This is a genomic window from Novosphingobium sp. PC22D (assembly GCF_002556635.1).
Lineage (GTDB): Bacteria > Pseudomonadota > Alphaproteobacteria > Sphingomonadales > Sphingomonadaceae > Novosphingobium.
Window position 1 is genome coordinate 55,279 of record NZ_MWMO01000004.1, and the last position, 24,839, is coordinate 80,117.

Annotated in this window: 26 protein-coding genes and 1 tRNA gene; 6 read left to right on the forward strand and 21 right to left on the reverse strand. The window is 67.1% G+C overall.

What is annotated here, in order from left to right; translation table 11 throughout:
• Positions 1 to 106: 106 nt before the first annotated feature.
• Complete coding sequence (locus tag B2G71_RS08530) at positions 107 to 286, reverse strand: hypothetical protein (protein WP_240530066.1); 180 nt, start codon at positions 284 to 286, stop codon at positions 107 to 109.
• Positions 287 to 509: 223 nt separating this feature from the next.
• Here B2G71_RS08530 and B2G71_RS08535 point away from each other — a divergent pair, with 223 nt between their 5' ends.
• Positions 510 to 1,853: an aromatic ring-hydroxylating dioxygenase subunit alpha gene (locus B2G71_RS08535; protein WP_098105565.1), complete on the forward strand. Its 1,344-nt coding sequence runs from the start codon at positions 510 to 512 to the stop codon at positions 1,851 to 1,853.
• Between the two features lie 12 nt (positions 1,854 to 1,865).
• Here the strand turns inward: B2G71_RS08535 and B2G71_RS08540 are convergent, their stop codons facing one another.
• From B2G71_RS08540 to dcd, 11 genes are all read right to left on the reverse strand, one after another.
• Positions 1,866 to 5,222, reverse strand: coding sequence for a hybrid sensor histidine kinase/response regulator (locus B2G71_RS08540; RefSeq protein ID WP_098105345.1), 3,357 nt, complete (start codon positions 5,220 to 5,222; stop codon positions 1,866 to 1,868).
• A 117-nt stretch (positions 5,223 to 5,339) separates the two neighbouring features.
• Entirely contained in the window at positions 5,340 to 7,115 is a 1,776-nt protein-coding gene (locus tag B2G71_RS08545) for a sodium:solute symporter family protein (protein WP_098105346.1), read from the reverse strand.
• A gap of 13 nt (positions 7,116 to 7,128) precedes the next feature.
• Positions 7,129 to 7,422, reverse strand: a complete 294-nt coding sequence (locus B2G71_RS08550; protein WP_098105566.1) for a DUF4212 domain-containing protein — start codon at positions 7,420 to 7,422, stop codon at positions 7,129 to 7,131.
• 152 nt (positions 7,423 to 7,574) lie between these two features.
• Complete coding sequence (locus B2G71_RS08555; RefSeq protein ID WP_098105347.1) at positions 7,575 to 8,267, reverse strand: exonuclease domain-containing protein; 693 nt, start codon at positions 8,265 to 8,267, stop codon at positions 7,575 to 7,577.
• 1 nt (position 8,268) lies between these two features.
• Complete coding sequence (locus tag B2G71_RS08560; protein ID WP_098105348.1) at positions 8,269 to 10,161, reverse strand: putative nucleotidyltransferase substrate binding domain-containing protein; 1,893 nt, start codon at positions 10,159 to 10,161, stop codon at positions 8,269 to 8,271.
• A 104-nt stretch (positions 10,162 to 10,265) separates the two neighbouring features.
• The gene (locus tag B2G71_RS08565) at positions 10,266 to 10,736 is read right to left on the reverse strand and encodes a nuclear transport factor 2 family protein (RefSeq protein WP_098105349.1); all 471 of its coding nucleotides are present in this window, start codon (positions 10,734 to 10,736) and stop codon (positions 10,266 to 10,268) included.
• Positions 10,733 to 11,509, reverse strand: a complete 777-nt coding sequence (locus tag B2G71_RS08570; RefSeq protein ID WP_098105350.1) for a glucose 1-dehydrogenase — start codon at positions 11,507 to 11,509, stop codon at positions 10,733 to 10,735. The genes B2G71_RS08565 and B2G71_RS08570 overlap by 4 nt, the downstream gene beginning before the upstream one ends.
• Positions 11,506 to 12,006 carry a nuclear transport factor 2 family protein gene (locus B2G71_RS08575; RefSeq protein ID WP_098105351.1) on the reverse strand — a complete coding sequence of 167 codons (501 nt, stop codon included), beginning with the start codon at positions 12,004 to 12,006 and terminating at the stop codon, positions 11,506 to 11,508. Before B2G71_RS08575 ends, B2G71_RS08570 begins: the two co-directional genes overlap by 4 nt.
• 87 nt (positions 12,007 to 12,093) lie before the next feature.
• Entirely contained in the window at positions 12,094 to 12,657 is a 564-nt protein-coding gene (locus B2G71_RS08580) for a DoxX family protein (RefSeq protein ID WP_098105352.1), read from the reverse strand.
• 83 nt (positions 12,658 to 12,740) lie between these two features.
• Positions 12,741 to 13,556: a carbonic anhydrase family protein gene (locus B2G71_RS08585; RefSeq protein WP_141521529.1), complete on the reverse strand. Its 816-nt coding sequence runs from the start codon at positions 13,554 to 13,556 to the stop codon at positions 12,741 to 12,743.
• Positions 13,557 to 13,653: 97 nt separating this feature from the next.
• Entirely contained in the window at positions 13,654 to 14,208 is a 555-nt protein-coding gene (gene dcd, locus B2G71_RS08590; protein WP_098105354.1) for a dCTP deaminase, read from the reverse strand.
• Between the two features lie 281 nt (positions 14,209 to 14,489).
• Between dcd and B2G71_RS08595 the strand changes: the two genes are divergently transcribed.
• The 3 genes from B2G71_RS08595 to wecC all read left to right on the forward strand — a co-directional run bounded on the left by B2G71_RS08595 (position 14,490) and on the right by wecC (position 17,405).
• On the forward strand, positions 14,490 to 14,912 hold the full coding sequence (locus B2G71_RS08595; RefSeq protein WP_206049354.1) for a response regulator: 423 nt from the start codon (positions 14,490 to 14,492) through the stop codon (positions 14,910 to 14,912).
• Between the two features lie 65 nt (positions 14,913 to 14,977).
• A complete protein-coding gene (gene wecB / locus B2G71_RS08600; protein WP_098105356.1) occupies positions 14,978 to 16,126 on the forward strand; it encodes a UDP-N-acetylglucosamine 2-epimerase (non-hydrolyzing) in 1,149 nt (382 codons plus the stop codon).
• Positions 16,104 to 17,405, forward strand: coding sequence for a UDP-N-acetyl-D-mannosamine dehydrogenase (wecC, locus tag B2G71_RS08605; protein ID WP_098105357.1), 1,302 nt, complete (start codon positions 16,104 to 16,106; stop codon positions 17,403 to 17,405). The genes wecB and wecC overlap by 23 nt, the downstream gene beginning before the upstream one ends.
• A 51-nt stretch (positions 17,406 to 17,456) precedes the next feature.
• Here wecC and B2G71_RS08610 read toward each other — a convergent pair whose 3' ends face one another.
• Positions 17,457 to 18,074: a TetR/AcrR family transcriptional regulator gene (locus B2G71_RS08610; protein WP_098105358.1), complete on the reverse strand. Its 618-nt coding sequence runs from the start codon at positions 18,072 to 18,074 to the stop codon at positions 17,457 to 17,459.
• A gap of 132 nt (positions 18,075 to 18,206) precedes the next feature.
• Between B2G71_RS08610 and B2G71_RS08615 the strand changes: the two genes are divergently transcribed.
• Positions 18,207 to 19,724: an amidohydrolase family protein gene (locus B2G71_RS08615; protein ID WP_141521530.1), complete on the forward strand. Its 1,518-nt coding sequence runs from the start codon at positions 18,207 to 18,209 to the stop codon at positions 19,722 to 19,724.
• Between the two features lie 97 nt (positions 19,725 to 19,821).
• Here the strand turns inward: B2G71_RS08615 and B2G71_RS08620 are convergent, their stop codons facing one another.
• From B2G71_RS08620 to B2G71_RS08640, 5 genes are all read right to left on the reverse strand, one after another.
• Positions 19,822 to 20,589: a molybdopterin-dependent oxidoreductase gene (locus B2G71_RS08620; RefSeq protein ID WP_098105360.1), complete on the reverse strand. Its 768-nt coding sequence runs from the start codon at positions 20,587 to 20,589 to the stop codon at positions 19,822 to 19,824.
• Positions 20,586 to 21,440: a cytochrome b/b6 domain-containing protein gene (locus B2G71_RS08625; RefSeq protein WP_098105361.1), complete on the reverse strand. Its 855-nt coding sequence runs from the start codon at positions 21,438 to 21,440 to the stop codon at positions 20,586 to 20,588. The genes B2G71_RS08620 and B2G71_RS08625 overlap by 4 nt, the downstream gene beginning before the upstream one ends.
• Complete coding sequence (locus B2G71_RS08630) at positions 21,437 to 22,054, reverse strand: carboxymuconolactone decarboxylase family protein (RefSeq protein WP_098105362.1); 618 nt, start codon at positions 22,052 to 22,054, stop codon at positions 21,437 to 21,439. Before B2G71_RS08630 ends, B2G71_RS08625 begins: the two co-directional genes overlap by 4 nt.
• A 10-nt stretch (positions 22,055 to 22,064) precedes the next feature.
• Positions 22,065 to 22,481 carry a secondary thiamine-phosphate synthase enzyme YjbQ gene (locus tag B2G71_RS08635; protein ID WP_098105363.1) on the reverse strand — a complete coding sequence of 139 codons (417 nt, stop codon included), beginning with the start codon at positions 22,479 to 22,481 and terminating at the stop codon, positions 22,065 to 22,067.
• Between the two features lie 91 nt (positions 22,482 to 22,572).
• Complete coding sequence (locus B2G71_RS08640) at positions 22,573 to 22,848, reverse strand: HU family DNA-binding protein (protein ID WP_098105364.1); 276 nt, start codon at positions 22,846 to 22,848, stop codon at positions 22,573 to 22,575.
• Positions 22,849 to 23,120: 272 nt separating this feature from the next.
• On the opposite strand from B2G71_RS08640, the gene B2G71_RS08645 reads away from it, so the two are divergent.
• A tRNA-Gly gene (locus tag B2G71_RS08645) sits at positions 23,121 to 23,194 on the forward strand.
• Between the two features lie 55 nt (positions 23,195 to 23,249).
• On the opposite strand, the gene tatC is transcribed toward B2G71_RS08645, so the two are convergent.
• Genes tatC through B2G71_RS08660 form a run of 3 tightly spaced genes read right to left on the reverse strand, consistent with a single transcriptional unit; the run spans position 23,250 to position 24,757 of the window.
• Entirely contained in the window at positions 23,250 to 24,065 is an 816-nt protein-coding gene (gene tatC / locus B2G71_RS08650) for a twin-arginine translocase subunit TatC (RefSeq protein WP_098105365.1), read from the reverse strand.
• Between the two features lie 14 nt (positions 24,066 to 24,079).
• Positions 24,080 to 24,487 (reverse strand): Sec-independent protein translocase protein TatB, encoded by a 408-nt coding sequence (gene tatB / locus B2G71_RS08655; protein WP_098105366.1) that lies wholly within the window; start codon positions 24,485 to 24,487, stop codon positions 24,080 to 24,082.
• Positions 24,488 to 24,508: 21 nt separating this feature from the next.
• Positions 24,509 to 24,757: a twin-arginine translocase TatA/TatE family subunit gene (locus B2G71_RS08660; RefSeq protein ID WP_098105367.1), complete on the reverse strand. Its 249-nt coding sequence runs from the start codon at positions 24,755 to 24,757 to the stop codon at positions 24,509 to 24,511.
• Positions 24,758 to 24,839 lie beyond the last annotated feature (82 nt).

Genomic DNA, 24,839 nt, shown 5'->3' on the forward strand with positions numbered 1-24,839 from the left:
GACACTTCTTCCTTGTCGGGAAGCGCAAGATCGTTGGGGCAAGCGACCGAGGCCCGCGCAAGCCAGGCAAGCGGCGCACGGCGGCACGCGGACCGTCAGCGGTCGTTCAGGTCCATTCGCCCCAGAGCGGCCGATCGCGAAACCGATCCGCATCGCTCTGCGCACGCAACTGCTCGAAGGGCGGCTTGAATCCGAGCGCGTCGTACATGGCCCGCTCGAGATAGGGTGCGGCATCGCCGGCGGAATCATCGACTCGCGCGCACTCGCCGAGAACCGGCAGATCCACGCGATAAAGCCCTTTGCGTTCGCAGCCCACGCAGTCACCATCATCCAATGAGACTTCCGGGCATGTATGGGCTGACCCCGCCAATTTCAACCGAAACGGACATAACCCGGCGCTCCATCATAGCCCGCGAGGCCTCTCCTATCTCACAGGTGGGACGCGCGCCGCGCTCCGATACCTTCGCCGCCAGACGCGCGTCAGAGCGCGCAGGATGGAGAGCAGGCGAATGAACAGGCAGACCCGCGTCCCCCCGCCGATGGACGGGCGCGATCCCTCGAACCTTCGGGGCGACGCGATCACCGGCGATCGCTACTACGCAAGGGACTTCGCGCGGAAGGAGTGGGAGCACCTCTGGTCGAGGATCTGGCACATCGCCGGCCGCCTCGCGGACATTCCCGAGGAAGGCGACTTCATGGTCCACGACTTCCTCAAGCAGTCGGTCATCGCGGTGCGCCAGGCCGACGGCTCGGTACGCGCATTTCACAATTCGTGCGGCCATCGCGGCATGCGCATGGTCGAAGGCACCAGTTCGGTCGCCGCGTTCCACTGCCCCTACCACGGCTGGCGCTGGGGTATCGACGGCACGCTTGAGCACGCGCAGGACGCCGATGTCGATTTCAGCCGGGGCAATCCGTGCGGCAAGCTCAAACTCAAGGAGCTGCGCTGCGACACCTGGGGCGGCTTCGCGTGGTACTCGATGGCCGACGAGGGCCAGAGCCTCGAGGAATTTCTCGAACCGATGCCCGCGCTCTACCGCAACTACCCGATGGAGCGCGCGGTCCGCGTCGCCTGGTACCGCATCGAGCTCAACGCCAACTGGAAGTTCGTCACCGACAACTTCTCGGAGAGCTATCACACCCGCACCGCGCACCCCCAGGTGCCGCCGTGGATCGACCAGGACGTCGATTCGGCGCGCCACGAGATGTGGCCCAGGGGCCATGGCCGCACGGTCCAGCCGATGCGTCCCTCGCTTTCCGACCGGCCGAGCGGCGGCGGCAACGCGATGTTCGAGGCCGAACTGAGAAAGTGGGACATCGATCCGACGAAATACGAGAGCTACGAGGATTTCGCGTTGCAGGGCTGGAAGGACCTCAAGGCGGCCAAGCAGAAGCTCTGGAAGGACAAGGGCTACCTGCACTACGAGCACATGGACGACGAGGAGATCACCGACAGCCCGCACACGGTGATGTTCCCGAACGTGACGATCAGCTTCCTGCCCGACAACCTCGTGCTGTTCCGCTCCGAGCCGCACGCCGATGATCCGGAGAAGTGCTACTTCGACTTGTGGTGCATGGCCTTCCCGGTCGAGGGGCAGACCGAGGTCGAATCGATCATGGCCGGCGTGAAGCCGCTGCGCGAGGCCGAAGCGTGCGAGCACCGCACGTTCGACCGGGGACGCGGCATTCCCGAACTCGCCGGGCAGATCGTCTACCAGGACATGGAACTCGCCGAGAACATGCAGGCGGGAATGCACTCGCTGGGCTACACCGACGCGTATCTCTCGGATCAGGAAACGCGCATTCGCTTCTTCCACGAGGTGCTCAACGACTGGCTGGAAGGCCGCGTCTGACGAGGGCGAGCCCTACGCTACCTGCTTGAGCAGCGAGGTCACAAGCGCGCGCAGCGCGGGAGGCGCGGCGGGCTTGATCAGGCGGGTGGCGCCGATACGGTCGGCAGCGGCCTTGGTCTCGGCGGTGTCCTCGGCGGTGAGCAGGACGGTGGGCGGCGCGACGGCCCAGCCCTCGCGCAGGCGTTCGACCGCGACGTCACCCGTCAGCCCGGCGTCGAGCCGATAGTCCATCACCACGAGGTCGGGCACGGGCAGGCCCGCGACCGCGCCGGGATCGCGCGCCGCGGCGACATCGAAGCCCCAGCGCCGCAGCAGGCTCGCGACGGCATCGAGCGAATCCGCGTCGTCATCGACGCACAGCACGCGCGCGCCTTCGACCGGACGGTCGTCGCCGCGCTCGGGCTGCGCAGCGCGGCGCGCGGCGCCCGGCTCCGCCATGGGCAGGCGGAAGGAGAACGTGCTGCCCTTGCCCGGCCGCGAGGTCACCGCGACACGCGTCCCGAGCATCGCCGCGATGCGCCGCACGATCGCAAGGCCGAGGCCCAGCCCCTCGTCGGTGCCGCTGCCCGGCACGCGCATGAACTCGTCGAAGATCGCCTCCAGATGCTCCTCGGCGATGCCCCGCCCCTGATCGACGACGAGAATCTCTACATCGGCGCCGCGCCGCCGCGCGCCCACGAGGATGCGGCAGCGATCCGAATAGCGCACCGCGTTCTTGACGAGGTTCTGCAGCAGCGAGACGAAAAGCCCGCGGTCGGTCTCGAGCCAGACGCCGCTCGGCATCACCGTGAGCGCCAGTCCCTTCGCCTCGGCCTGGAGCTCGAACTCGTTGGCGATGTCGGCAAAGGCCTGATCGAGCGCGAAGCGCACCGCGTCGACCTCGGTCTTGCCGCCGTCGAGCCGCGAGATGTCGAGCAGCGCGCGCAGCAGGCGGTCGGCTGTCTCGATCGAACGGTCGATCTGTCCGAGCAGCGCGCGCTGGCCGGTCTGCCCGGGATCGATGTCTTCGGCGAGCGCGCTGGCGAAGAGCCGCGCCGCGTTCATCGGCTGCACGAGATCGTGGCTCGCCGCCGCGAGGAATCGGGTCTTTGACCGCGTCGCCGCCTCGAGCGCGGCGTTGGCCTCGATGAGCTGCTCGGTGCGCTCGCGCACCCGCGCCTCCAGCGCCTGCTCGGCCTTCCGGTCGGCGGTGACGTCGGTATAGCTGGTCACATAGCCGCCGTTGGGCGCGGGATTGCCGAGGATGCGCAGGATGCGCCCGTCGGCCAGCTCGCGCTCGGTGCTGTGCCGCGTGCCCTGACGCAAGTGCTGCAGGCGGGTCCCGACCCCGCGCTCGATCGCCTCCTCGGGCACGCCGAGCTGGCGCATGTTGAAGCGCAGCAGGTCGGCGATGGGCCGGCCGACCTCGACGAGGCCCGCCGGATAGGCGAACATCGACACATACCGGCTGTTCCACGCCACCAGCCGCTGCTCGCCGTCGACCACCGAGACGCCCTGGTCGATGTTCTCGATCGCGATCTGCAACAGCTCCGCACCGAACTGGAGCCGCTGCGAGGTCTCGTCGAACATCGCGACGAGCCGTTCGAGCGAAACCGGATCGCCTTCGAGGGTCGAGAGGATCAGCGTGCGCGCCGAGGAACTGCCGAGGATCGAGGCAAGCATCTTCTCGGCGGTCTCGACGAGCTGCGCGTCGGGCGCCTGCGAGTCGAGATAGTGCTGGCCGGTCTGGAGCCGCAGCCGGTTGAGCGCGTCGCGCGTCTGCCGCTCGCCGACGAACTGTTCGAGCAGGAGCCGGAAATCGGCGACCCGGGTGCGGGTGACGAGCCGCGAACGGCCGAGGTCGGCGCCCGCCTGGTCGACGTAGGCGATCGCCTGGACCCGGTCGATCAGCGCGGTCTCGCTCGCCAGCGAGAACAGCACGAAGGCGGCGAGATTGGCCGAAAGGCTAACGACGATGCCCGAGACGAGCGGGTCGTCGCCCAGCATGGGCGGGCTGTAGCCCGGCCCGAGCACGGGTATCGCGAGCAACAGCGCCCACAGGATGAAGCCGACGATCAGCCCGGCGACCATGCCCGCGCGGTTCGCCTTGCGCCACGACATCCCGAGGAGCAGCCCCGGCGCGAACTGCGCGACGCCCGCGAAGGCTATGCCGCCGAGCCCCGCAAGCGTCGCATCGGCCCCGATCGCGCGCACGTAGACCAGCGAGAGCACGAGCAGACCCGCGATCGTGGCGCGGCGGATGGTGATGAGCACTTGCCCCAACGGCTGCGCGGTGCCGGTCGGACGCATCTGGTCGCGGAAGAACAGCGGCACCAGCACGTCGTTGGTGACCATGTTCGACAGCGCGATACTGGTGACGATGATCATGCCGGTCGAAGCCGAGAGGCCGCCGATAAAGGCAAGCACCGCCAGCCAGTAGGCATCGTGCGACAGCGGCAGCGCGAGCACCAGCATGTCCGCCGGAACTCCGCCCGGGCCCAGCGTGCCGCCCGCGAGCACGACCGGGACGACGGCGGCCGAGACCATCAGCAGGTAGAGCGGAAACAGCCAGCGCGCCGCGCCGGCGAGCGTGCTCTCGCGCGCCTCGACGACGAGCATGTGGAACTGGCGCGGCAGGCACAGCGACGCCATCGCCGCGACCAGCGTCATCACCAGGAAGCGCAGGTCGAACTGCGACCACGCGAAGGTCGCGCCGGCGAACCGCAGCACGTCGGCGGTGGGCTCGCCCAGCAGCATGATCGCAGCGAACAGCGCGACCGCGCCCAGCGCGATGAATTTGACCACCGATTCGAAAGCGATGGCGATCACCATCCCGCGGTTGTGCCCGGTCAGCTCGACCCGGCCGGTGCCGAACAGGACCGCGAAGGACGCCATCGCCGCGGCGACCACGAGCACCACGTTGTCGCGCCCGAGGCCCTCGGAAAAGCCCGGCGAGAGCACGCTGAGCGTCTGGCTTACCGATTTGAGTTGCAGCGCCATGTAGGGCAGCGCGCCCGCCAGCGCGATCAGGGTGACCAGCGCGGCGACCCAGGCGCTCTTGCCGTAGCGGCTCGACAGGAAGTCGGCGATCGAGGTGCTGTGCTGCGCCTTGCCGGTATGCAGCACGCGCGCGACGAAGCGGCCGAACACGGTGAACAGCAGGATCGGCCCGAGGTAGATCGGCAGGTAGGACCAGCCCGCCGCGCTGGCGCTGCCGACCGCGCCGTAGAAAGTCCAGCTCGTGCAGTAGACGCACAGCGCCAGGCCCGAGATCACCGGGCCATGCCGGTCGGCGAAGCGGTCCGCGCGCGGCCGGTCGCCCAGATTGGCGATCCAGAACAGCAACGCCGCATAGGCGATCGCCGTGAGCGGTACGATCCACACCGTCATGACCGCGCGCCTGCCTTCAAGCCCGTCTTCCTCCTGACGCTCGCCTTAGGCCGAAAACACAACGGGGGCGACAGTTTACCTGCCGCCCCCGCGCGAGGGAACCGATGCCGCCGCGACTCAGTGGGCGTGCGCCCCGCTCGCGCCGCGCGGCACGCGGATCGAATCGACCAGCCTGGCCACCTCGACCGGCGGCGCGCTGGTCATCTTCATCACCACGAAGGCCACCGCGAAGTTGAGCACCATGCCCACCACGCCGATGCCTTCGGGCGAGATGCCCAGCAGCCAGTTGTCGGCGACGTTGGCGTCCGGGTTCCACAGCTTGAAGTAGGCGATGTAGAGGAAGGTGAAGGCAAGGCCCGTGACCATCCCCGCGATCGCGCCTTCCTTGTTCATCGCCTTCGAGAAGATGCCGAGGAAGATCGCCGGGAACAGCGAGGCCGCGGCAAGGCCGAAAGCGAAGGCGACGACTTGCGCGACCCATCCGGGCGGGTAGATGCCGAGCACGCCCGCGACCACGATCGCCGCCGTCGCCGCAATGCGCGCGGCGAGCAGTTCGCCCTTCTCCGAGATGTTCGGCTTGAAGGTCGACTTGAGCAGGTCGTGGCTCACCGCGGTCGAGATCACCAGGAGCAGGCCCGCCGCCGTGGAGAGCGCCGCCGCGAGGCCGCCCGCCGCGACCAGCGCGATCACCCAGCCGGGAAGCTGCGCGATCTCGGGGTTGGCGAGGACCATGATGTCCTTGTCGACGTAGACCTCGTTGGTGTTGGCGGGATCGAGTTCGTTGCCGACGAGCCGATTGCCCGCCGGGCCGGTCTCGCCGGTGAACTCGGGCGATCCCTTGAAGGCATCGCCGGCGGCGACCTGCATCACCCCGTCGTCATTCTTGTCGGCGAAGGCGATGAGGTTGTTCTTCTCCCAGTTCTTGAACCAGCCCGGCGCCTGGGCATAGGAAGTGCCCGCCACGCTGTCGTTGAAGTTGAGCCGGGCGAAGGCGGCGACGGCGGGCGCGGTGGTGTAGAGCAGGGCGATGAAGATCAGCGCCCAGCCCGCCGACTTGCGCGCGTCGGAGGCCTTGGGAACGGTAAAGAAGCGCACGATCACGTGCGGCAGCCCGGCCGTGCCGATCATCAGCGCGGCGGTGATGCAGAACACGTCGATCATCGACTTCGAGCCGTCGGTATAGGCCGAAAAGCCCATCGCCTGAAGCGAGGAGTCGAGCTTTTCGAGCACGTACATTCCCGAGCCGTCGTTCACGGTCGAGCCCAATCCGATCTGCGGGATCGGGTTTCCGGTCACCAGCATCGAGATGAAGAAGGCGGGCACCATGTAGGCGAAGATCAGCACGCAATACTGCGCGACCTGGGTGTAGGTGATGCCCTTCATCCCGCCGAGCACCGCATAGAAGAACACGATGCACATGCCGATGATCACGCCCAGCTCGACCGAGACGTCGAGGAAGCGCGAAAAGACGATGCCCACGCCGCGCATCTGCCCGGCGATATAGGTGAAGCTGATGAAGATCAGGCAGATCACCGCGACCGTGCGCGCGACCTTGGAGTAATAGCGCGTGCCGATGAAGTCGGGCACGGTGAACTGACCGAACTTGCGCAGATAGGGCGCGAGCAGCAGCGCCAGCATCACGTAGCCGCCGGTCCAGCCCATCAGATAGACCGAACCGTCATAGCCCATGAAGGCGATCAGGCCCGCCATCGAGATGAACGAGGCCGCGCTCATCCAGTCGGCGGCGGTCGCCATGCCGTTGACGATCGGATTCACCCCGCCGCCGGCGACGTAGAATTCCTTGGTGGAACCGGCCCGCGTCCAGACGGCGATGCCGATGTAAAGCGCGAAACTCACCGCGACGAAGAGGTAGATGAGACCTTGCGTTGACATGGTTCGGCCCCCCTCAATCGTCGAGATCGTAGTGGCGCTCGATCTTCTTCATCTTCCAGGCGTAGAAGAAGATCAGCACGATGAAGACGTAGATCGAGCCTTGCTGGGCAAACCAGAAGCCAAGCGGGAAGCCGCCGATCATGACCTGATCGAGAACATCGCGCAGCAGGATGCCGAAGCCGAACGAGACGACGAACCAGATCGCCATCAGCGTCACGAGCAGGCGGATGTTTTCCTTCCAGTAGGCGCCCGCGCTGGCGTTCTCTTGCGAGGACTCGCCGGGCGGATTGGGACTTTCTTCGGACATGATGTCCTCCCCCTCTTGCTTGTTGTCGAACCAGCCGCATTTCGCACGCGCGGCCTGGTATCGAGGCATAAGCCCCCCTCCCCGCTTTCACAGAGCGACTTTGGTATGATGCGCAGTCCCCCCGTAAACGGGCGGTTCGTGCCCTTCGCGCTCTAGCGCCGCACGAGATCGCCGAGCGTCAGCCCCGCGCAGCCGTGATGCGCGATCTGGGCAAGGAGCAATTCGGCGCAGGCGAGAGCGTCGGTCAGGCCGTCGTGGGCGCGGTAGGCCGGGAGGCGATAGCCCGCGCGCAGCTTGCCGAGGCGCAGCCCGTCGGCGGCCCGAGGGCGCGGGAACCATCGGTTCTCGAGCTGCATCGTGCACACGAAGGGCGCGACGAAAGGGGCGCCGAAAACGCGGCGGCAGGCCGCGTCGAGAAAGCCCGCCTCGATATCGGCGAAATGCGCGACCAGCGGCTTTCCGGCGAGCAGCGGCAGCAGCCGGGCCAGCGCCTCCGCCTCGGGCAGGGCCCGCGCCGCCGCGTCGTCGGTGATGCCGTGGACGACGACGCTGCTCGCCGAAAGCGCGGCCGCGGCGCGGAAGCGCACGCGCGTGGCGGACGCCGCGACGATCCCCCGCGCTCCGCCGCAGACGATCCCCGCTTCGAGGATGGCGCTCGCGGCAAAGTCCAGACCGTCGGTCTCGAGATCGATCGCGGCGAATTCGATCTGCGCGATCGGCCGGTCGAACGCGGGCATTCCCGCCGCGTAGAAATCGCGCAGCGGCCCGGGAGGCGCGAGCGCGGCGGCCTGTTCGAAGCGGCGGCGCAGACGCCGCTCGCGGCTCGCGAAGAGCACTTCGAGCATTTCAGCTCAGCCCTCCGGCGAAATCGGCGCGCAGTTTGTCGAGCTGCTGGCGGATGAGCTTGAAGGCATCGCGCAGATGCTCGCGATCAAAGCGCGAGAGCCGTTCCGGGTCGAGCTTGTTCGACGGCGCGGTCCCTTGCGCGATCTGCTCGGCCTGGTGGCGAAAGCGCACGTCGCGCACGAACTCGAAGGCCGCGCCGAGATCGCGCGCCGCCTCGGCATCGAGGCCGCCCGCCTCGCGCGCGGCGCGCAGCCGTTCGAGCGTGTTGGTGGCCTCGATCCCGTTGGCCAGCGCATGGACCCGCGCGAGATCGACCACCGGCGCGATCGCCTGGCTCTTGAGATCGAACACGCGGCCCTCGTCGGCATCGTCCTGCAACAGGAAGTTGCGAAAGAAGCCCAGAGGCACGCGCGTCGCGGCCGCTGCCCGGGCGACGAACGAGAGGAAGATGCGGTTGCTCCGGGCCTGCGCGAAGACCGTGCGGCGCAAGTCCTCGACCAGCCGTGCCTCGCCGGCGAGGCAGCGCATGTCGAAGAATATCGTCGTCTCGAGCACCGCCTGCGGATCGGGCGAGGCGATCCAGTGCGCGAAGCGGGCCTGCCACTGCGCGCCGGTGCAGCGATAGGCCGGATTGGTGGCCATGATGTCGCCCGGGCAATAGCGATAGCCGGCACCATCGAGCCCGTCGCACAAGTGCCGGGAAAGCGCCTCGAAATAGCCGTCGTGGCGCTCGGGCACGTAGTCCTCGCCGAAGATGAAGCCGTTGTCCTGGTCCGAACCCAGCGCCTGTTCGGCGCGTGCGAGCGAGCCGAAGCAGACCAGCGCATAGTCGACGGGCGGCGGGCCGAGCGCGGCTTCGCCAAGATCGAGCAGGCGCCGATGCGCGCCCTCGCCGATCGTGCTCGCATAGCGCGCGACATGGTCGGCATCGACACCCGCGCCGACCAGTCCCGCGATCGCGTGGGGCAGTTGCGCCGCCGCGCGCGCCACTTCGGTATCGTCGCGCGCGGCGGCGATTTCCTTGGCGATGATCAGGCTGTTCGAGCCGAGCCGGGCGAGGATGTCGTTCGAGGAGACCACGGCGACCAGCCGCCCGCTCGCGTCGGTCACGGGCAAGTGGTGAATATGCCGCTCGGCCATGGCGACGAGCGCGGTGAGCACGGGCGCGTCCTCGACGATCGTGACCGGCGAGGGCGTCATCACCTGCGCGACCGGCTTCGCGGTGTCGAGCCCGGGGGCGAGCACGCGGCGCCGCAGGTCCTTGTCGGTGATGATCCCGACCAGCCTCTCCCCGTCACGGATCGGCAGGGTCGAGACATCGTGCTCGGCCATGAGCCGCGCGGCTTCGGCGATGGTCGTGCCGGGCGCGGCGGTCACCACCTCGCGCCGCCGCACCAGCGAGCCGATCGAGGCATGGGCGCCGAGCGTCTCTTCGGAGTCCTGCTCAAGCGCGCCGCGCGAGCGCAACCGGGCCACGGCACGACGCAGGCGCGCCGATTCGTCGGTGTCGAAGAAGGCGCGGAAGTCCGCGTCGGCGGCGCGCAGCTTGAGGAAGGCCTCGGCCTCGATGCGGTAGAGTAGCGTGTCCTCGAGCGCGACCACCTCGTTCTGCGCGGGCATCGCGCGAATCAGCGAGGGATAGCCGAAGCACTCGCCCTCGCCGAGCCGCGCATTGAGCTCGGTCCCGCCAAGCCGCAGCTCGACCGCGCCCGAGCGCACCACCGAAAGCATGCGGTTGGCATCGCCCGCGGCGATGACCAGCGCGCCGCGCCGGTAGTAGCTGATCCGGCAGGCCCGCCCGAGCGCGGCCAGCGCATCGGGCGCGAGCCCCGAGAAAGGCGGATGCGCCCGCAGAAAACCGAGCACTTCGCCGAGTTCGGTAACGTGTTCCATGATAGGCTCGGACGCTAGGCTCGCGCGCTGTGGGCGTCCATTGGCGAAAGGTGGTATTCGCCGGAGCGGTGGCGAAACGCCCCGGTCGGCCTGCCCCGGCGCGCTCAGTCCGGACCGCTGTTCGAAACCGCTTCGCTGAACACCGTCTGCGGCGATTCCCAGTCGAGCCGGATGCGGCGGCGGGCGATCAGCCAGGCTTCGCCCTCCTTGCGGCAATCGTCGAGATAGACGCCCGCGTGATCGGGGCCGATGTCGGTCCAGGCGACCCAGTAGGTGCGCGCAGCGGCGCTGTCCGCGCCGGTCAGGTCGATTTTCGAGGTCGACAACTGGTGCCGCACGAAACTCGCTCCATGCGTCGCGCCAGCGCCCGCCCGCCAGCGTTCCTGCCAGGCGCGGATCGCCGCGCGTCCCGCGTAGCGGAAGGCGCGCGCCTCCGGCACTCGGTCGGTCTCGATCACCGCGTCCTCGGTGAAGCAGGCGAGGAAATCGTCGATCATCAGCCGGTCGCCCGCCATGGTGTAGCGCGCCATCGTGTCGCGGATCGCCTCGCGTGCGAGCAGTTCGTCAACCGTCACGTCATCACCAGCCCGGCATCGACGTTGATCGACTGCCCGGTGATCGTGCGCGCCTGGTCCGAGGCGAGGAACAGCGCGAGGTTGGCGACGTCCTCGGGCGTCGAAAAGGTCTTCAGCGGCAGCGGCGCCTGGATGCCCGCCGCGATCTCCTCGACCGTCGTGCCCTGCTCCTCGGCGACGCGCTTCATGTAGTTCACCATCAGTTCGGTCTCGATCGCACCGGGCACGACGCAGTTGCAGCGAATGTCGAACTGGCCGACTTCCTTCGCGGTGACCTTGGTGAGGATGCGCAGCGCCCCCTTGGCCGCCGAATAGTGGCTCTTGCGGATCATGCCGTCCCAGCCCGCGCCGCTCGAGAAATTGACGATCGCGCCCGTGCGCCGCCCCATCATCGAGCGGTTGAGCACCTCACGCGTGCACAACATCGCGGCCATGCAATCGACCTTATAGGTATCGAGGAAGTTGTCGACCGTCTGTTCCCAGATCCACTTGTCGGTACCGGGCACGGCCGCGTTGTTCATCAGCACGTCGACCTGGCCCCAGCGTGTCATCGCCGCCTCTACCATGGCCGCGACGTCGGCTTCGTCGGTCACGTCGGCGCGCACCGCAACCGCCGCCTCGCCGATCGCGGCGGCGGCCTCCTCGACCAGCTCGCGCCGCCGGGCCGCGAGCACCAGCCTGGCGCCCTCGTCCGCGAGCATGCGCGCCATGATCGGCCCGAGCCCGGTGCTCGCGCCGGTGACGATCGCGACCTTGCCCTCGAACCGGTTCATAGCGCCAGGACCTTGCGCATGGTCTCGTGGCTCGCCTCGGAGCCGTCGAGCGGGCGGTTGAAGCGCTCGACGATGCGCCAGGCATCGCCCTCGCGCCGAAGCGTCCAGTGGTTGACCGCCGCGCGCCAGACGAACCAGCGCTCGTCTTCCCTGAGCACGACGAAGGAGTACCCCAGTGCCTGCGCCTCGTCGCCGTCGACGGTAATCTTCGGCGTCGCCGTGAGGTGCGCGCAGCCGGTGTTCACGAGGTCGAGATGACCCTGCCAGTGATACATCGCGGCGATCTCGTCGGGCGCGGCGAGGCGCGCGGGCTGGCCGTCGGGCTTGGTGAAGTTGTAACCGCCGCCCTCGACCCACAGCGCGCCCGCCGCCTCGGCCGTCGCGCTGTCCACCAGCGGGCCGTAGCTGTTGAGCAGATTGAGGATCGCGAGGTGATCCTCGGCCCTGCGGCAGCGCGCTTCGAGCGCGTCGAGCCGGTCCTCGACGGTCTGTGTCATGTCCTCTCCCACCTTCTCGCGTGTTGAACACGAGTTCAACGCGCGGGGGCGAGAGGGGTCAAGTCCCCTCGCGGGGACGCGCCGTCCTTACCAGTCGAACCAGCGGCGGCGGCGAGTGACGCGCTCGGGCACGCCGTCGCCGTCGACATCGGCGTAGGTCGCGGTGGGCGTCGGCGCGGTGTGCCGGGCCTCGGCCGCGGCTTCGGCGCGGGCGGCGCGCATCTCGGCCTCGCGGGCACGCTCCTCGGCGGCGCGCGTCGCCACCTCGCCCTTCCGCTCGCTGCGGATGTGATAGTAGTGCGACCACATCTGGCTATGCGCGAAGGCGAGGAACAGCCCGCCCATCACGGCGAGGTTCTTGAGCGCCATCACCCCCTGCATCGGGTCGGTGAAGCGGTTGTGGAAGAACAGGAGCGTCAGCGCGACGAAAACGATCAGCGCCAGCGAGACCAGGCGCACCATGAAGCCCAGCGCGAGGCACAATCCCGCGATGATCTCGAAGGCCGCGACGGGAAGCGCGAGGCCGCCCGGCAATCCGGCGCTGACGATCATCTGCTCGGTCCCGGCCAGATCCACGAACTTGTTCGCGCCCGAAACGATGAAGAGAAGCGCAAGCAGAATGCGCCCGATAATGGCTGCGATCTTCGACACGGCACGACTCTCCCGTCACGATTACTGCATGACGCAAAGAGCGCGTGTTGCGGGCAATTGTTCCCTTGGCTGTCTTTCGCAGCTCAATTCGCGCCGGCGATCACCAGCCGGCCGTGGAGCGGCTGCGTCGGACGCGCGTTGTCGCCGACGATGGCGTGGATCGCCGCGATCTGCGCCGCGCTGGCGGTGGCGCGGTGCGTGGCGACGTGCCAGCGTACCCCTTCGGTGCAGGGCGGCGTCGTCAGCGATCCCTCGTAGCGGTAGACCGAGAGGTTCTCGGGCAGCAGCCCGGCGGGATCGAATGTGACGTGGCTCAGCGTCGCGGGCGCCGCCTCGCGGGCGGGAGCGGCCTTGACGATCTTCTGCAGCTCCTCGTTGTGCGCACCTTCCTCGAACATCACCCCGAGCACCGCGTAGTTGCCCGCGTGATCGACATGCACGAAGTGCGCGACCATCGGATAGGGGATGCCGTACAGGGTTTCTTCGGACGGCGTGTGGAAGTGCACCTGCAGCAGCTTGTAGCGCGCGATGCCGCTGGCGAGCGTCGATCCCTCGGCGAAGTTGACCTGCACGGTGTGGCCGTTGTTGAGGATCGTCAGCGGTCCGGCGCGATAGCTGGCGCGAACGCGGAAATCGCCCACCACCGGCGCGCCGCCGAGGTCGATCGGCGACTGCATGTGGCCGATCTTGCACAGGCGGAAGTCCTCGGAGATCTCGCCCCAGTGCTCGGGCCCCTCGCTGCCCGCATAGCCCCAGTGCGGCCCCGCATGCGCGCGGGCGGGAGGCGTCGAGGCCTTGTGCCGTTCCGGTGAATCGTCCTCGTGCGCGGCGACAGGCTCGGCGGAGACGAGGACGAGCGCCGTCATGCTCAGGGCGGCAATCCTGCTTGCGGTCTTCAAGTCATTTTCTCCCGGCTCGGTCTGGGTGACCTGCCTCTAGCGGGAGAAGTTTCCGGCGCCGCGTACGCGCGGCCCCGGTAAAATGACTATGCCGCGTTCACAGCCTGGGAAGCGTAACCCCGCGCTGGCCCATGTACTTGCCGGAACGGTCCGCGTAGCTCGTCTCGCACGGTTCGTTGCCTTGCAGGAAGAGGAACTGGCATGCCCCCTCGTTCGCATAGATCTTCGCGGGCAGCGGCGTGGTGTTCGAGAATTCGAGCGTCACATGGCCTTCCCAGCCCGGCTCGAGCGGAGTGACGTTCACGATGATGCCGCAGCGTGCATAAGTGCTCTTGCCCAGACAGATCACCAGAACGTCGCGCGGCACGCGAAAGTGTTCGACCGTGCGGGCGAGCGCGAAGGAATTGGGCGGGATAACGCAGACATCGGTCTTGCGGTCGACGAAGCTGGTCGCCGCGAAATCCTTGGGATCGACCACCGCGTTGTCGACATTGGTAAAGATCTTGAACTCGTCGGAGACGCGCGCGTCGTAGCCGTAGGACGAGAGCCCGTAGGAGATGCAGCCGTCCCGCTTCTGCGATTCGACGAAGGGCTCGATCATGCCCGTCGCGAGAGCCTGTTCACGGATCCATTTGTCGCTGAGAATCGCCATTGCGGGGTCTTTCCCCAGCCCGCGCCGGGCGGCAAGCCGTGCGGGTGTTTTGTCCACCACACACGCGACTATCTATAGATAGTCGCGACGGTGCGGGCTTCGATTTTCTGTGGCTCGTCAGCAACAATCTGTCGCGGATTCGCGGTCCGACGGGATCGTTTCGGCGGATCGAACGTTAACCAGCAGAACTCACGTCAATTTGGACCCCAACCGACAGGCGACAATACCGCAACCACCGCAAGGCGCAACCGAAGCGAAAGAGAACCAGAAGAGCCACGTCGATGAACCTCCATGCCTCCCCTCAACAGTTCCGCTCGAACGCCATGAAGACTGGCGTCGCGGGGCTACGCGTCTTGCTCGTCGAGGACGAACCACTCGTCGCGCTCGACCTCGAAATGGCGCTCGAGGATGCCGGGGCAAGGATCCTCGGGCCGGCGCCCAACGTGGCGGTGGCGATGGACCTGATCGAGGGCGCGAAGCGGATCGATGCGGCGATTCTCGACATCAACCTCCAGGACAGCGACAGCTACCCGATCGCGGAACGGCTCATGGCGATCGGCGTCCCCTTCGTCTTCCATACCGGACACGGCTCGCAGGTCGAACTCGGCAGCCGCTTCCCCGGCGCGCCGGTGTGCCGCAAGCCGATCGCGACCCAAACGCTACTCGACATCGTCGGGTCGCTGCTGCCGCAGACCCGGCAATAATTCCTCGCTTCGCGCCGACGCGCTTATCCCGCGATTAACCACGCGGTGCTAAGCCTTCGCGTGCGATGACCCCAAAGCCTGAAAAAGCCCGCATCCTCACCATCTTCGGCACGCGCCCGGAAGCCATCAAGCTTTTCCCCGTGGTGCATGCGCTCGAAGCCGATCCGCGCTTCGAAAGCATGGTCTGCGTCTCGGCGCAGCACCGCCAGATGCTTGACCAGGTGCTGGACATCGCGCGGATCGTGCCCGACCACGACCTCGACGTGATGCAGCCCGATCAGACGCTCGACGCGCTGACCGCGACGCTGCTGACCGGGCTAGGCAAGGTCATGGACGCGGTCCGGCCCGACCGGGTGATCGTGCAAGGCGACACCGCGACCGCGATGTCGGGCGCGCTGGCCGCCTATTACCGCAAGATCCCCGTCGATCACGTCGAGGCCGGGCTGCGCAGCTACAACATCTACCACCCCTGGCCCGAGGAAGTGAACCGGCGGATCATCGGTGCGATGGCGAGCCTGCACTTCGCCCCGACGCGCACGGCGGCCGACGCGCTGCTGAAAGAGAACACCGATCCGGCGCGCGTCCACGTTACCGGCAACACAGTGATCGACGCGCTGCACTGGGTCACCGCGCGTATCGAGGCCGAGCCCGCGCTCGCTGACGGCCTCGCCGATCTCGAAGCGCGCTTTGCCGGCAGGCGGGTCATCGGCGTCACCAGCCACCGCCGCGAGAACTTCGGCGAGGGCATGCGCGGCATCGCCGAGGCCATCCGCACCATCGCGGCGCGGCCCGATGTCGCGGTGATCTTCCCCGTCCACCTCAATCCCAACGTGCGCAAGGTGATGAAAGAGGCGCTCGCCGGGCTCGACAACGTCGCGCTGATCGAGCCGCTCGACTATCCCAACTTCGCCCGGCTGCTCGACCTGTCCGACATCATGCTGACCGACAGCGGCGGCGTGCAGGAGGAAGCGCCCGCGCTGGGCAAGCCGGTGCTCGTCATGCGCGAGACCACCGAGCGGCCCGAGGGGGTCGAGGCCGGGACCGCGAAGCTCGTCGGCACCAGCGCCGCCGCCATCGTTACCGAATTATCAACCCTGCTCGACGATAAGGGCTCCTACGAGGCCATGGCCCGCGCCCACAATCCCTTCGGCGACGGCAAGGCCTCGGCACGGATCGTGGAGCTGCTCGCCAATGAAATCGGATACGAAGCCTGACGTCGCAGTCATCGGGCTGGGCTATATCGGACTACCCACCGCGGCGGTGATCGCCCGCGCCGGATGCAAGGTGCGCGGCGTCGATGTGTCGCAATCCGTGGTCGATACGATCAATCGCGGCGAGATCCACATCGAGGAAGTCGATCTCGACGGCCTCGTGCAGGGCGTCGTCTCGCGCGGGCTGCTCTCGGCCTCGACGCAGGTCGCCCCCGCCGACGTCTTCGTCATCGCGGTCCCGACGCCGTTCGACAAGAACCACGCGCCCGACGTTTCCTACGTGCTGGCCGCGGGCGAAGCGATCGCGCCGGTGCTCAAGCAGGGTGACGTCGTCATCCTCGAATCGACCTCGCCCGTCGGCACGACCGAGCAGCTTCGCGACCTGATCGCGGCCAAGCGACCCGACCTCAAGGTGCCGGGCCTCGTGCGCGAGACGCCCGACGTGTCCATCGCCTATTGCCCCGAACGCGTGCTCCCGGGGCGCATCCTCGAGGAGCTGACCAACAACGACCGCTCTATCGGCGGCATCACGCCGCGCTGCGCGCGCAAGGCGCTGGCTTTCTACAAGCGCTTCGTGCGCGGCGAATGCGTCACCACCGACGCGCGCTCGGCCGAGATGACCAAGCTGGTCGAGAACGCCTACCGCGACGTCAACATCGCCTTCGCCAACGAGCTTTCGATCGTCTCCGACCGCATGGGGCTCGACGTGTGGGAAGTGATCCGGCTCGCCAACCGGCACCCGCGCGTCAACATCCTCTCGCCCGGACCGGGCGTGGGTGGCCACTGCATCGCGGTCGATCCCTGGTTCATCGTCCACGGCGCGCCCGACGACACGCCGCTGATCCGCACCGCGCGCGGCGTCAACGACGGCAAGATGCACCACGTCGTCGCGCGCGCCGACGCGCTCGTCGCTGAAAACCCGAACGCCAGGGTCGCCTGCCTCGGCCTTGCCTTCAAGGCCAACATCGACGACTTCCGAGAGAGCCCGGCGCGCTTCGTCGCCGCGCGGCTCGCGCGCAAGTTCGGCGAACGCATCCACATCGTCGAGCCGCATTGCGTGGGCCTGCCGATCGAGTTCACCGACACCGGCGCGACCCAGATCGACATCGACGAGGCGCTGGAGGACTGCGAGATCCTGATCGTGCTGGTCGACCACGACCTGTTCCGCGTCGTTCCGCTCGCCGAACGCGCCGACAAGATCGTTTACGACACGCGCGGCATCTGGCCCGATCAGCCCAAGGCGCTGCGCGAGGAGCCCGAGCCGGTCCGCCTCGCGGGTTGAGGAGCGCCAGCCGAGGGGCGGCGATTTTGCAGGCCCCTCGCTCCGGGGAGATCAAGCCCTGCCGGGTCCTTCGAGGACCCGCAGCATGATCTCCGACATGATCTCGTCGCGCTCTGCCTCCGTCCCGACCACCGCCAGAGGCGCGTCCAGGCGACCCGAGATCAAGAGGTCTGCCAGCCCGTGGACGATCGACCACGATGCGACGACCTGCTTCATCGCGACAGGATCTTCATAAGGGTCGCTGCCGAGTTTGTTGCGTATATCGCCGACCAGATTGGCGAACGCGGTTCCGGCGGACCGAGCGAAATCGTCCTGGCTCCTGCGGGGCTTGTCGGATGAAAACATCAATCGAAAGAGTTCCGGATTCGCCCGCGCGAAATCGAGGTATCCCAGTCCCGAGGCGATACACTGCGCCGTCGGGTCCTCGTCCGCTTCGCGCTGCCGCGAAACCTGGGCTTCGACCAGTCGCTCGTATCCCCGTGCCGCCAGGGTGGTGAGCAGGCCCTTCGCGTCCTTGAAGTGGTGCGCCGGGGCGCCATGACTGACACCGGCCCGCTTGGCCACGGCACGAAGGGAGAATGCCTCGATGCCGTGAAGCGCCAGTTCCTCTTCCGCCGCTTTCAGAAGCGCCGAGGCCAGGTCTCCGTGATGATAGGCATGTTCCGGCAACAGCGAACCTTCCGAATCCGTTCTCCTTGCTCATAATGATCGATCTTGACATCGTCTAGATCACACTTCACACCTCAATCCTGACAGTGGCTAGATTGACGCTGTGGCGACACGGATCGAGAGGAGACAATCGTGGGGAAGAAAGCGAAATGGATCGCTGGAGCGGCCTTGCTGCTGCTGATCGTCGCTCCTGTGGCATCGTATCTTTTCGTCGAGCGCGAATTGACGAAGATGTACGGGGGCCACACGGAGCGCGCTGAGCTGTCTCTCCCGCAGGCCGAAGCACAGCCTTACGCCTTCGTGAACGTGAATGTCCTGACGCCGGATGCCACCCATTTCGAAGCGCGGGCGGTGGTTGTCGTGGATGGCCGCATTTCCGACGTCCTCGCGCAGGCCGACCTTCCCGACGGCATCAAGACGATCGACGGCCAGGGCAGGTTTCTCGTACCCGGATTTACCGATTCGCACGTCCACACCTGGCAGAGCGAGAACGACCTGCTGCTCTATGTCGCCAATGGCGTGACCCAGGTTCGGGAAATGAACGGCAGCGAGGAAAGCCTTCGCTGGAAACGGGAAATCGCGAATGGACGGATCGGTCCCGACATGTTCGTCGTGGCTCCCCAGCTTGCGACGTTCGATGGCCTGGAAGGCCGGTTTGTCGCCTGGACCCAGAAAAAGACGATCGTGCCATCGCAAGCCGATGTCGAACGCGTGGTCCGCGAATTCGCGGCGCAAGGCTACGACGCTGTCAAATCGAGCAGCTATCTGTCGCGCGACTCCTACCAAGCCCTTGGGCGGGTCGCGAAGAGGCTGAACTTTCCGGTCCTGGGACACATCCCGGTCGCGGCCGATCTGGATGACATGTTTCAGGTGAAACCGACAGAAATCGCGCATGTCGAGGAACTGATGAAGGCACTCGATCGCGAGTTCGGGGGGTACGACGTCGAGAATGCGGAGGAGTTTCTGGACTTCGTCCGCAGCCGCAGCGGCGATGTCGCGGAACGCCTTAGGAATGAGGGGATTGCCGTAACGTCGACACTTGCGCTCATCGACAGTTTTCCCAGACAGAAAGAAAACCTCGATCGCGTCCTGCGGGCCGCGCCTCTCGAATATGCCAACCCCGGGATCACCGAGGGCACCGTAATAACCTCGCGCGGGATGGGCTGGCTGCCCAACGTCAACATCTACCGGATGCCCGAGGAATGGGACGAGGCCAGACGCCGGAAAAGCCTCGCCTACTGGAATGCCTACGCGGCGGCGACCGGCATCGTGTTCGATGCTCTGCTCGACAATGGCGTGACGATCCTTGCGGGAACGGACGCGAACGTTCCCGTCATGGTTCCCGGATTTTCATTGCACGAAGAATTCCGGACCTTGAACGATGCCGGGATGGCGCCGGCCCAGGTCCTGGCTTCTGCGACGGTCGCTCCGGGCAAATGGACCGGGGCGAGAGTGGGCCAGATCCGGCCCGGCTTCGTCGCAAACCTGGTCATGCTGCGCGGCAACCCGCTTTCGGATATCGCGGCGACCGGAGCGATCGAGATGGTCGTCAAGCAGGGACGCCGCTTCACCCGGGACGACCTCGACGCCATGCTCGCCGCCGTGAAGAGCGCCAACGACAGGAGCCGGTCAGTCAAACTCCCGCTTTGACCGGACGGTTCGACCGCAGCGCGATTCCCATGCGGGATCGGTTGTCGCCGTCGAACTCACTTGGGGAAGCCCTGGACCCGCTTGGACAGTCAGGCCCTCAGATCCCCGCGTACCAGGCGTAGCCGCTCGAATCCTCCCAAAAGCCGCCCTTGCCGCCATAGACGCCGTCGAGGCTGGCGACGGCTTCCACGCGCATGACGTACTTGGCGTGCTTGTAGCCGAGCTGGCGTTCCACGCGCATGCGGATCGGCGCCCCGTGCGCCTCGTCGAGCGGGCGGTCGTTCATGCGCCAGGCCAGGATCGTCTGCGGATGGAAGGCGTCAACGAGGTCGATCGATTCGTAGTAACGCGCCGCGCCGAAGCTGTCGGCGCAGTGGAAGACGATGTAGCGGGCCGTGTCCGCCAGCCCCGCCATGTCGAGCACATGGCCGAGTTGCGGGCCTTCCCACTTGCCGATCGCGCTCCAGCCCTCGACACAGTCGTGCCGCGTGATCTGTGTGCGCTGGGGCATCGTGCGCAGCGCCGAGAGCGGCAGCGCGAGCGGCTGGCGCACGAGGCCGTCGACGGTCAGCACCCAGCGCTCGAACGCCTGTGCGAGATGCCGCTTGTAGAAGGGATCGCCGACTTCACGGTTGCCGTTGGCGCGGAAGATCGGCGACATCTGCGATGCCGCGTATTCACGCGCCAGCGCCTCGCGACCGAGCAGCCGCTGGCTCGCGCGGTGCAGGTCTTCGGCGCTTTCCAGCGCGCCGCGAAACGCGGGGTTCGAATAGAGCTTGTCGCAGCCGGAAAGCACCAGCGCGCCAGCGCCGAGCGCGCCCGACCGGATTAGCCCACGGCGTGTGAGGAGGCTCTTGCCGCTCATGCCGGAACGTCCTTCGCCGGGCGCTCTCGAGGCAGGCGATAGCGGCCGGTGACCATCGCGCGCAGTTCGTTGAGCGGCCCCGCCAGCAAGACCATGACGATGTGCACGAGGAAGAACGCCACGAGCAGCCAGGCGCAGATGAAGTGCACCGAGCGCGCCGATTGCCGCCCGCCGAAGACCTCGGTGACGAACGGCGCCCAGGCGTCGGTCCCCGGCGACATCGCCAGCCCGGTCACGATCATCAGCGGCAGCAGCACGAACAGCACGCCCGCGTAGCTAAGCTTTTGCAGGACATTGTAGCGCAGCGCCTCGGCGCCTGTGGCGAAACGCAGCCGTGCGTGTTGCTTGACGTCGTGCCAGATATGCGCGGGCTTCCACTCGCTGGGGCGGATGTGGAGATCGCGCCGGACATGGCCGTTGACCAGCGACCAGACGAGATAGGCCAGCAGGCCGAGCGCCAGCACCCAGGCGAAGGCGAGATGCCAGATCCGCGCGTCGGCGAGGCTGTAGCGCGAGGGGATCGTCGCCCACCAGGGAAAAGCGCGCGTGCGCGTGACGCCATCCGGGTCGGTCCAGACGCCGAGCACGCCGGTGGTCTCGATCCGCAGCGGGCCGATCCGCAGGAAGCCGTCGCCGCCGCGCGTCGCGCCGATGTCGAGCCACGAGGCGTCGAAGTTCGCGCCGTATTCGCCCCAGTAGAGGTGCGGATGCGCGTTGAAGATCATCAGCCCGCTCATCAGCATGACGAGCAGCGTCACGGCATTGATCCAGTGCCAGATGCGGGTGGAAAGCCGGTGCCGCTTGACCAGATCGCCGCCGCGCGGCGGCAGGACCTGCTCGATCCGGTTCACGTCGCGGCAAGCCCCGGATTGCCCTCGTCGAGCCGGATGCGCAGCGTGTTCTGGACATAGGCGATCGACACGTACTGACCGACGAGCGCGGGGAACTCGACGAGCTGCGCCTCGTCCCAGGTCGCGGCAAGCTGGTCCCACGTCGCATCGCCGAGCGTCTTGTCGGCGATCAGTTCCTCGACCCCGCGCACGATCGCCGCGTCGTGCGCGCTCCAGCCCTCGGCCGCCGAGCCCAGCTTCGCCCGCGCGATCTCCGCGTCGCTCACGCCGCAGCGCCGCGCGATCGCGACGTGCTGGCCCCACTCGTAGGGCGCGCCGCACAGCCAGGCGATGCGCAGCACCGCGATCTCGCGCTCGCGCGCCGGGATGCGGCCGTTGTAGAAGACGTTGCCGATGTCCATCTGCGCGCGGAACAGCTCGGGGTTGCGCACCACCGTGCGCATGAATTCGGGCACTTCGTCCATCGCCCCCGCGCCCGCAGAAGCGCGCACGTTGAGGATCAGGTCGATCGCCTGCTGGTCGAGCGCGTCGCCCGGCAGCGGCTCGAGCCGAGGCCCGGCGCCGACGACTTGCGCTTGGCGCGCGGCGATATCGATGTCCGGATCTGGCTTCACATGCTCTCCCTCACTCGCCGATCACGTGCGCGGCGATCTGGCGATGGTGGGGCATGTGCCGATGCTCGGCAAGATAAATCCCCTGCCAGGTGCCAAGCGCCATGCGCCCGCCGATGACGGGAATCTGCAGACTAACGCCGGTCAGCGTCGCGCGCAGATGCGCGGGCATGTCGTCAGGGCCCTCGTCGTCGTGGGCATAGCGCGCGTCTTCGGGCGCGAGCCGGGCGAGCCAGGCGGCAAGGTCGTCGCGCACTTCGGGCGCGGCGTTCTCCTGGATCAGCAGCGAGGCCGAGGTGTGGCGGCACAGCAGCGTGAGCAGCCCCTCGGTGAACCCGAGCGACGCGAGCCACCGCGCGACCTGCGCGGTAATGTCGGTGAAGCCCTGTCCGGGCGTGTCGAATTCGAGAAGGGCGCTGGCTTGTCGCATCGCCGCGATTCTCGCGCACCCGTGTTGCGGGTGCAAGCCGGATCGGACCGGCTGGTCGGGCGCTCCGCCATCGCGGAGCGCCCGTGCCGGATCAGCCGTTCAGCTTGTCCTTGATCGCCTTGGCGGGCGAGAAGGTCAGCTTCTTCGACGCGGCGATCTGGATCGTCGCACCGGTCGAGGGATTGCGGCCCTCGCGCGCGGGCTGATCCTTGACCTTGAACTTGCCGAAACCGCTGAGCGAGACTTCCTCACCCTTGGCGGCCGCGTCGGCGATCGAGGCGAAGACGCCGTCGACCAGCTCGCGAGCCTGGGCCTTGGAGAGATCGTGTTCGCCAGCAAGGCGTTCGGCAATGTCGCTATTGTTCATGAATTGAGACTCCCAATGTCTGAGGCGTGCGCGTCTAGAGCAGGAACTGCCCCAATTCCAGTGCTCAAGGGATCGAAACCTCACATTTCATCGCGCGGATTGCCGATTTTTCCGAATATTTCGCGCGGTCGAGCGCTTCTCGACAAGGCGAGCGTCTCGCGCGCCCAAAAGTACGGGAATCGCGCGGTTTGGAGCATCGCGGCCAAAATTCGACCGACCGCATGTCATCGATGTTGACCGGATCGCGATCTCTTGGCAATCGCATGGCGTTCGCGGGCGTAGCTCAATGGCAGAGCAGAAGCTTCCCAAGCTTACGACGAGGGTTCGATTCCCTTCGCCCGCTCCAAGCAGAATCGGTAGCGTCGCCCGGCCAGCCCGAGCGGTTCAGGCCTCGCGGCGAATCACTCCGCCGGCGACGATCGCTCGGCCCGCTCCGCCGCTTCCTCGGCGGCCTTCTCGCGCGCCTCGCGGCGCTCGGTGAACCACATCAGCAGCAGCGTGCCCTCGAACAGCAGGATCAGCGGGATCGCGAGCAGAAGCTGCGAGATCACATCGGGCGGTGTCGCGACGGCGGCGACGATGAAGATGCCCACGATCACGTAGCGCCGCGCCAGGATCGCCTGCCGACGGCTGACGATCCCCGCGCGGTTGAGCAGCATCAGCAGCACCGGCAGCAGGAAGCTGATCCCGAACGCGAGGATGAACTGCATCACGAGCCCGAGATAGTCGCCCGTTCCCGGCAGCGCCTCGAGCTTGAGCCCGCCGGTCTCGCCCTCGAAGCCGAGGAAGAAGTGGAACGCCGTGGGCATGACCACGTAGTAAGCCATGGCCGCGCCCATCGTGAACAGCACCGGAGTCGCGATCAGGAACGGCAGCAGCGCGCGCTTTTCCTTGGCGTAGAGCCCCGGCGCGACGAAGGCCCAAAGCTGGTTGGCGATGATCGGGAAGCTGACGAAAAACGCCGCGAAGATCGCCACCTTCACTTCGACGAAGAACGCCTCGTAGAGCTTGGTGTAGATCAGCCGCCCCTGCCCCGGCGGAAACGCGGCGGTCAGCGGGCGCACCAGGAAAGCGAAGATGTCGCTGGCGAAATAGAAGCAGACGGCGAAGGCCACCGCGAACCCCGCCAGCGCGCGCATCAGCCGCGTGCGCAGCTCGATCAGGTGGTCGAGCAGCGGCGCCTGCGAATCGTCGATGTCGGAAAGACGGAAGGCCATCGTCAGCGCTCGGCTCAGGGCGGGCTCAGCGGGAGCTGCGGTTCGGAGGGCTTCTCCTCACCGGCAGGCTCGGCCTTGGTCTCGGTATCGGGCGTGGCACCCTGCGCTTTCGCGGGCGGCGCCGCGGCGTCCTCGGCTGACGCGGAGGCGGACTTGACCGGCTGCATCTCCTCGGCGCTCGGCAAGGAAGGCGTCGCCTTCATGATCGCCTCGTTCTGCTCGCGCCACTTCTTCTCCATGTCCTCAAGCTCGGCCTCGCGCACCATGGCGTCGAGCCCCGCGCGGAAATGCCCGGAGATCTTGCGCATCTTGCCGACCCAGCGACCGACGGTGCGCAGCGCCATCGGCATGTCCTTGGGACCGATGACGAAGATCGCCACGATCACGACGACGAGCAGTTCGGGCGCTCCGATGTCGAACATGCGCCTGTCCCGACGCTGGGCTCAGGACTGGCCGGTCTTGGTCTCGCTCGGGCTCGGCGTCACGGTCTGCTCGCCCGACTGCGAGGAAATCTGCGGCGGCGGCGGATTGCCCGACGAGGACTTGCCCGAGTTCTCGTCGTTGATGCCGTCCTTGAAGCTCTTGATGCCCTTGCCGAAGTCACCCATGATTTCGGAAATGCGGCCGCGGCCGAACAGGATCAGCACCACGAGGAGCACGATGATCCAGTGCCAAAGCGATAGGCCACCCATATCAAACAATCTCCAGTCTTCGTCCGCCCTGGCGGGGCCCGCCATGTCGCGGTCGTCCGTCGGCGTCGCGATCGACGAGCCT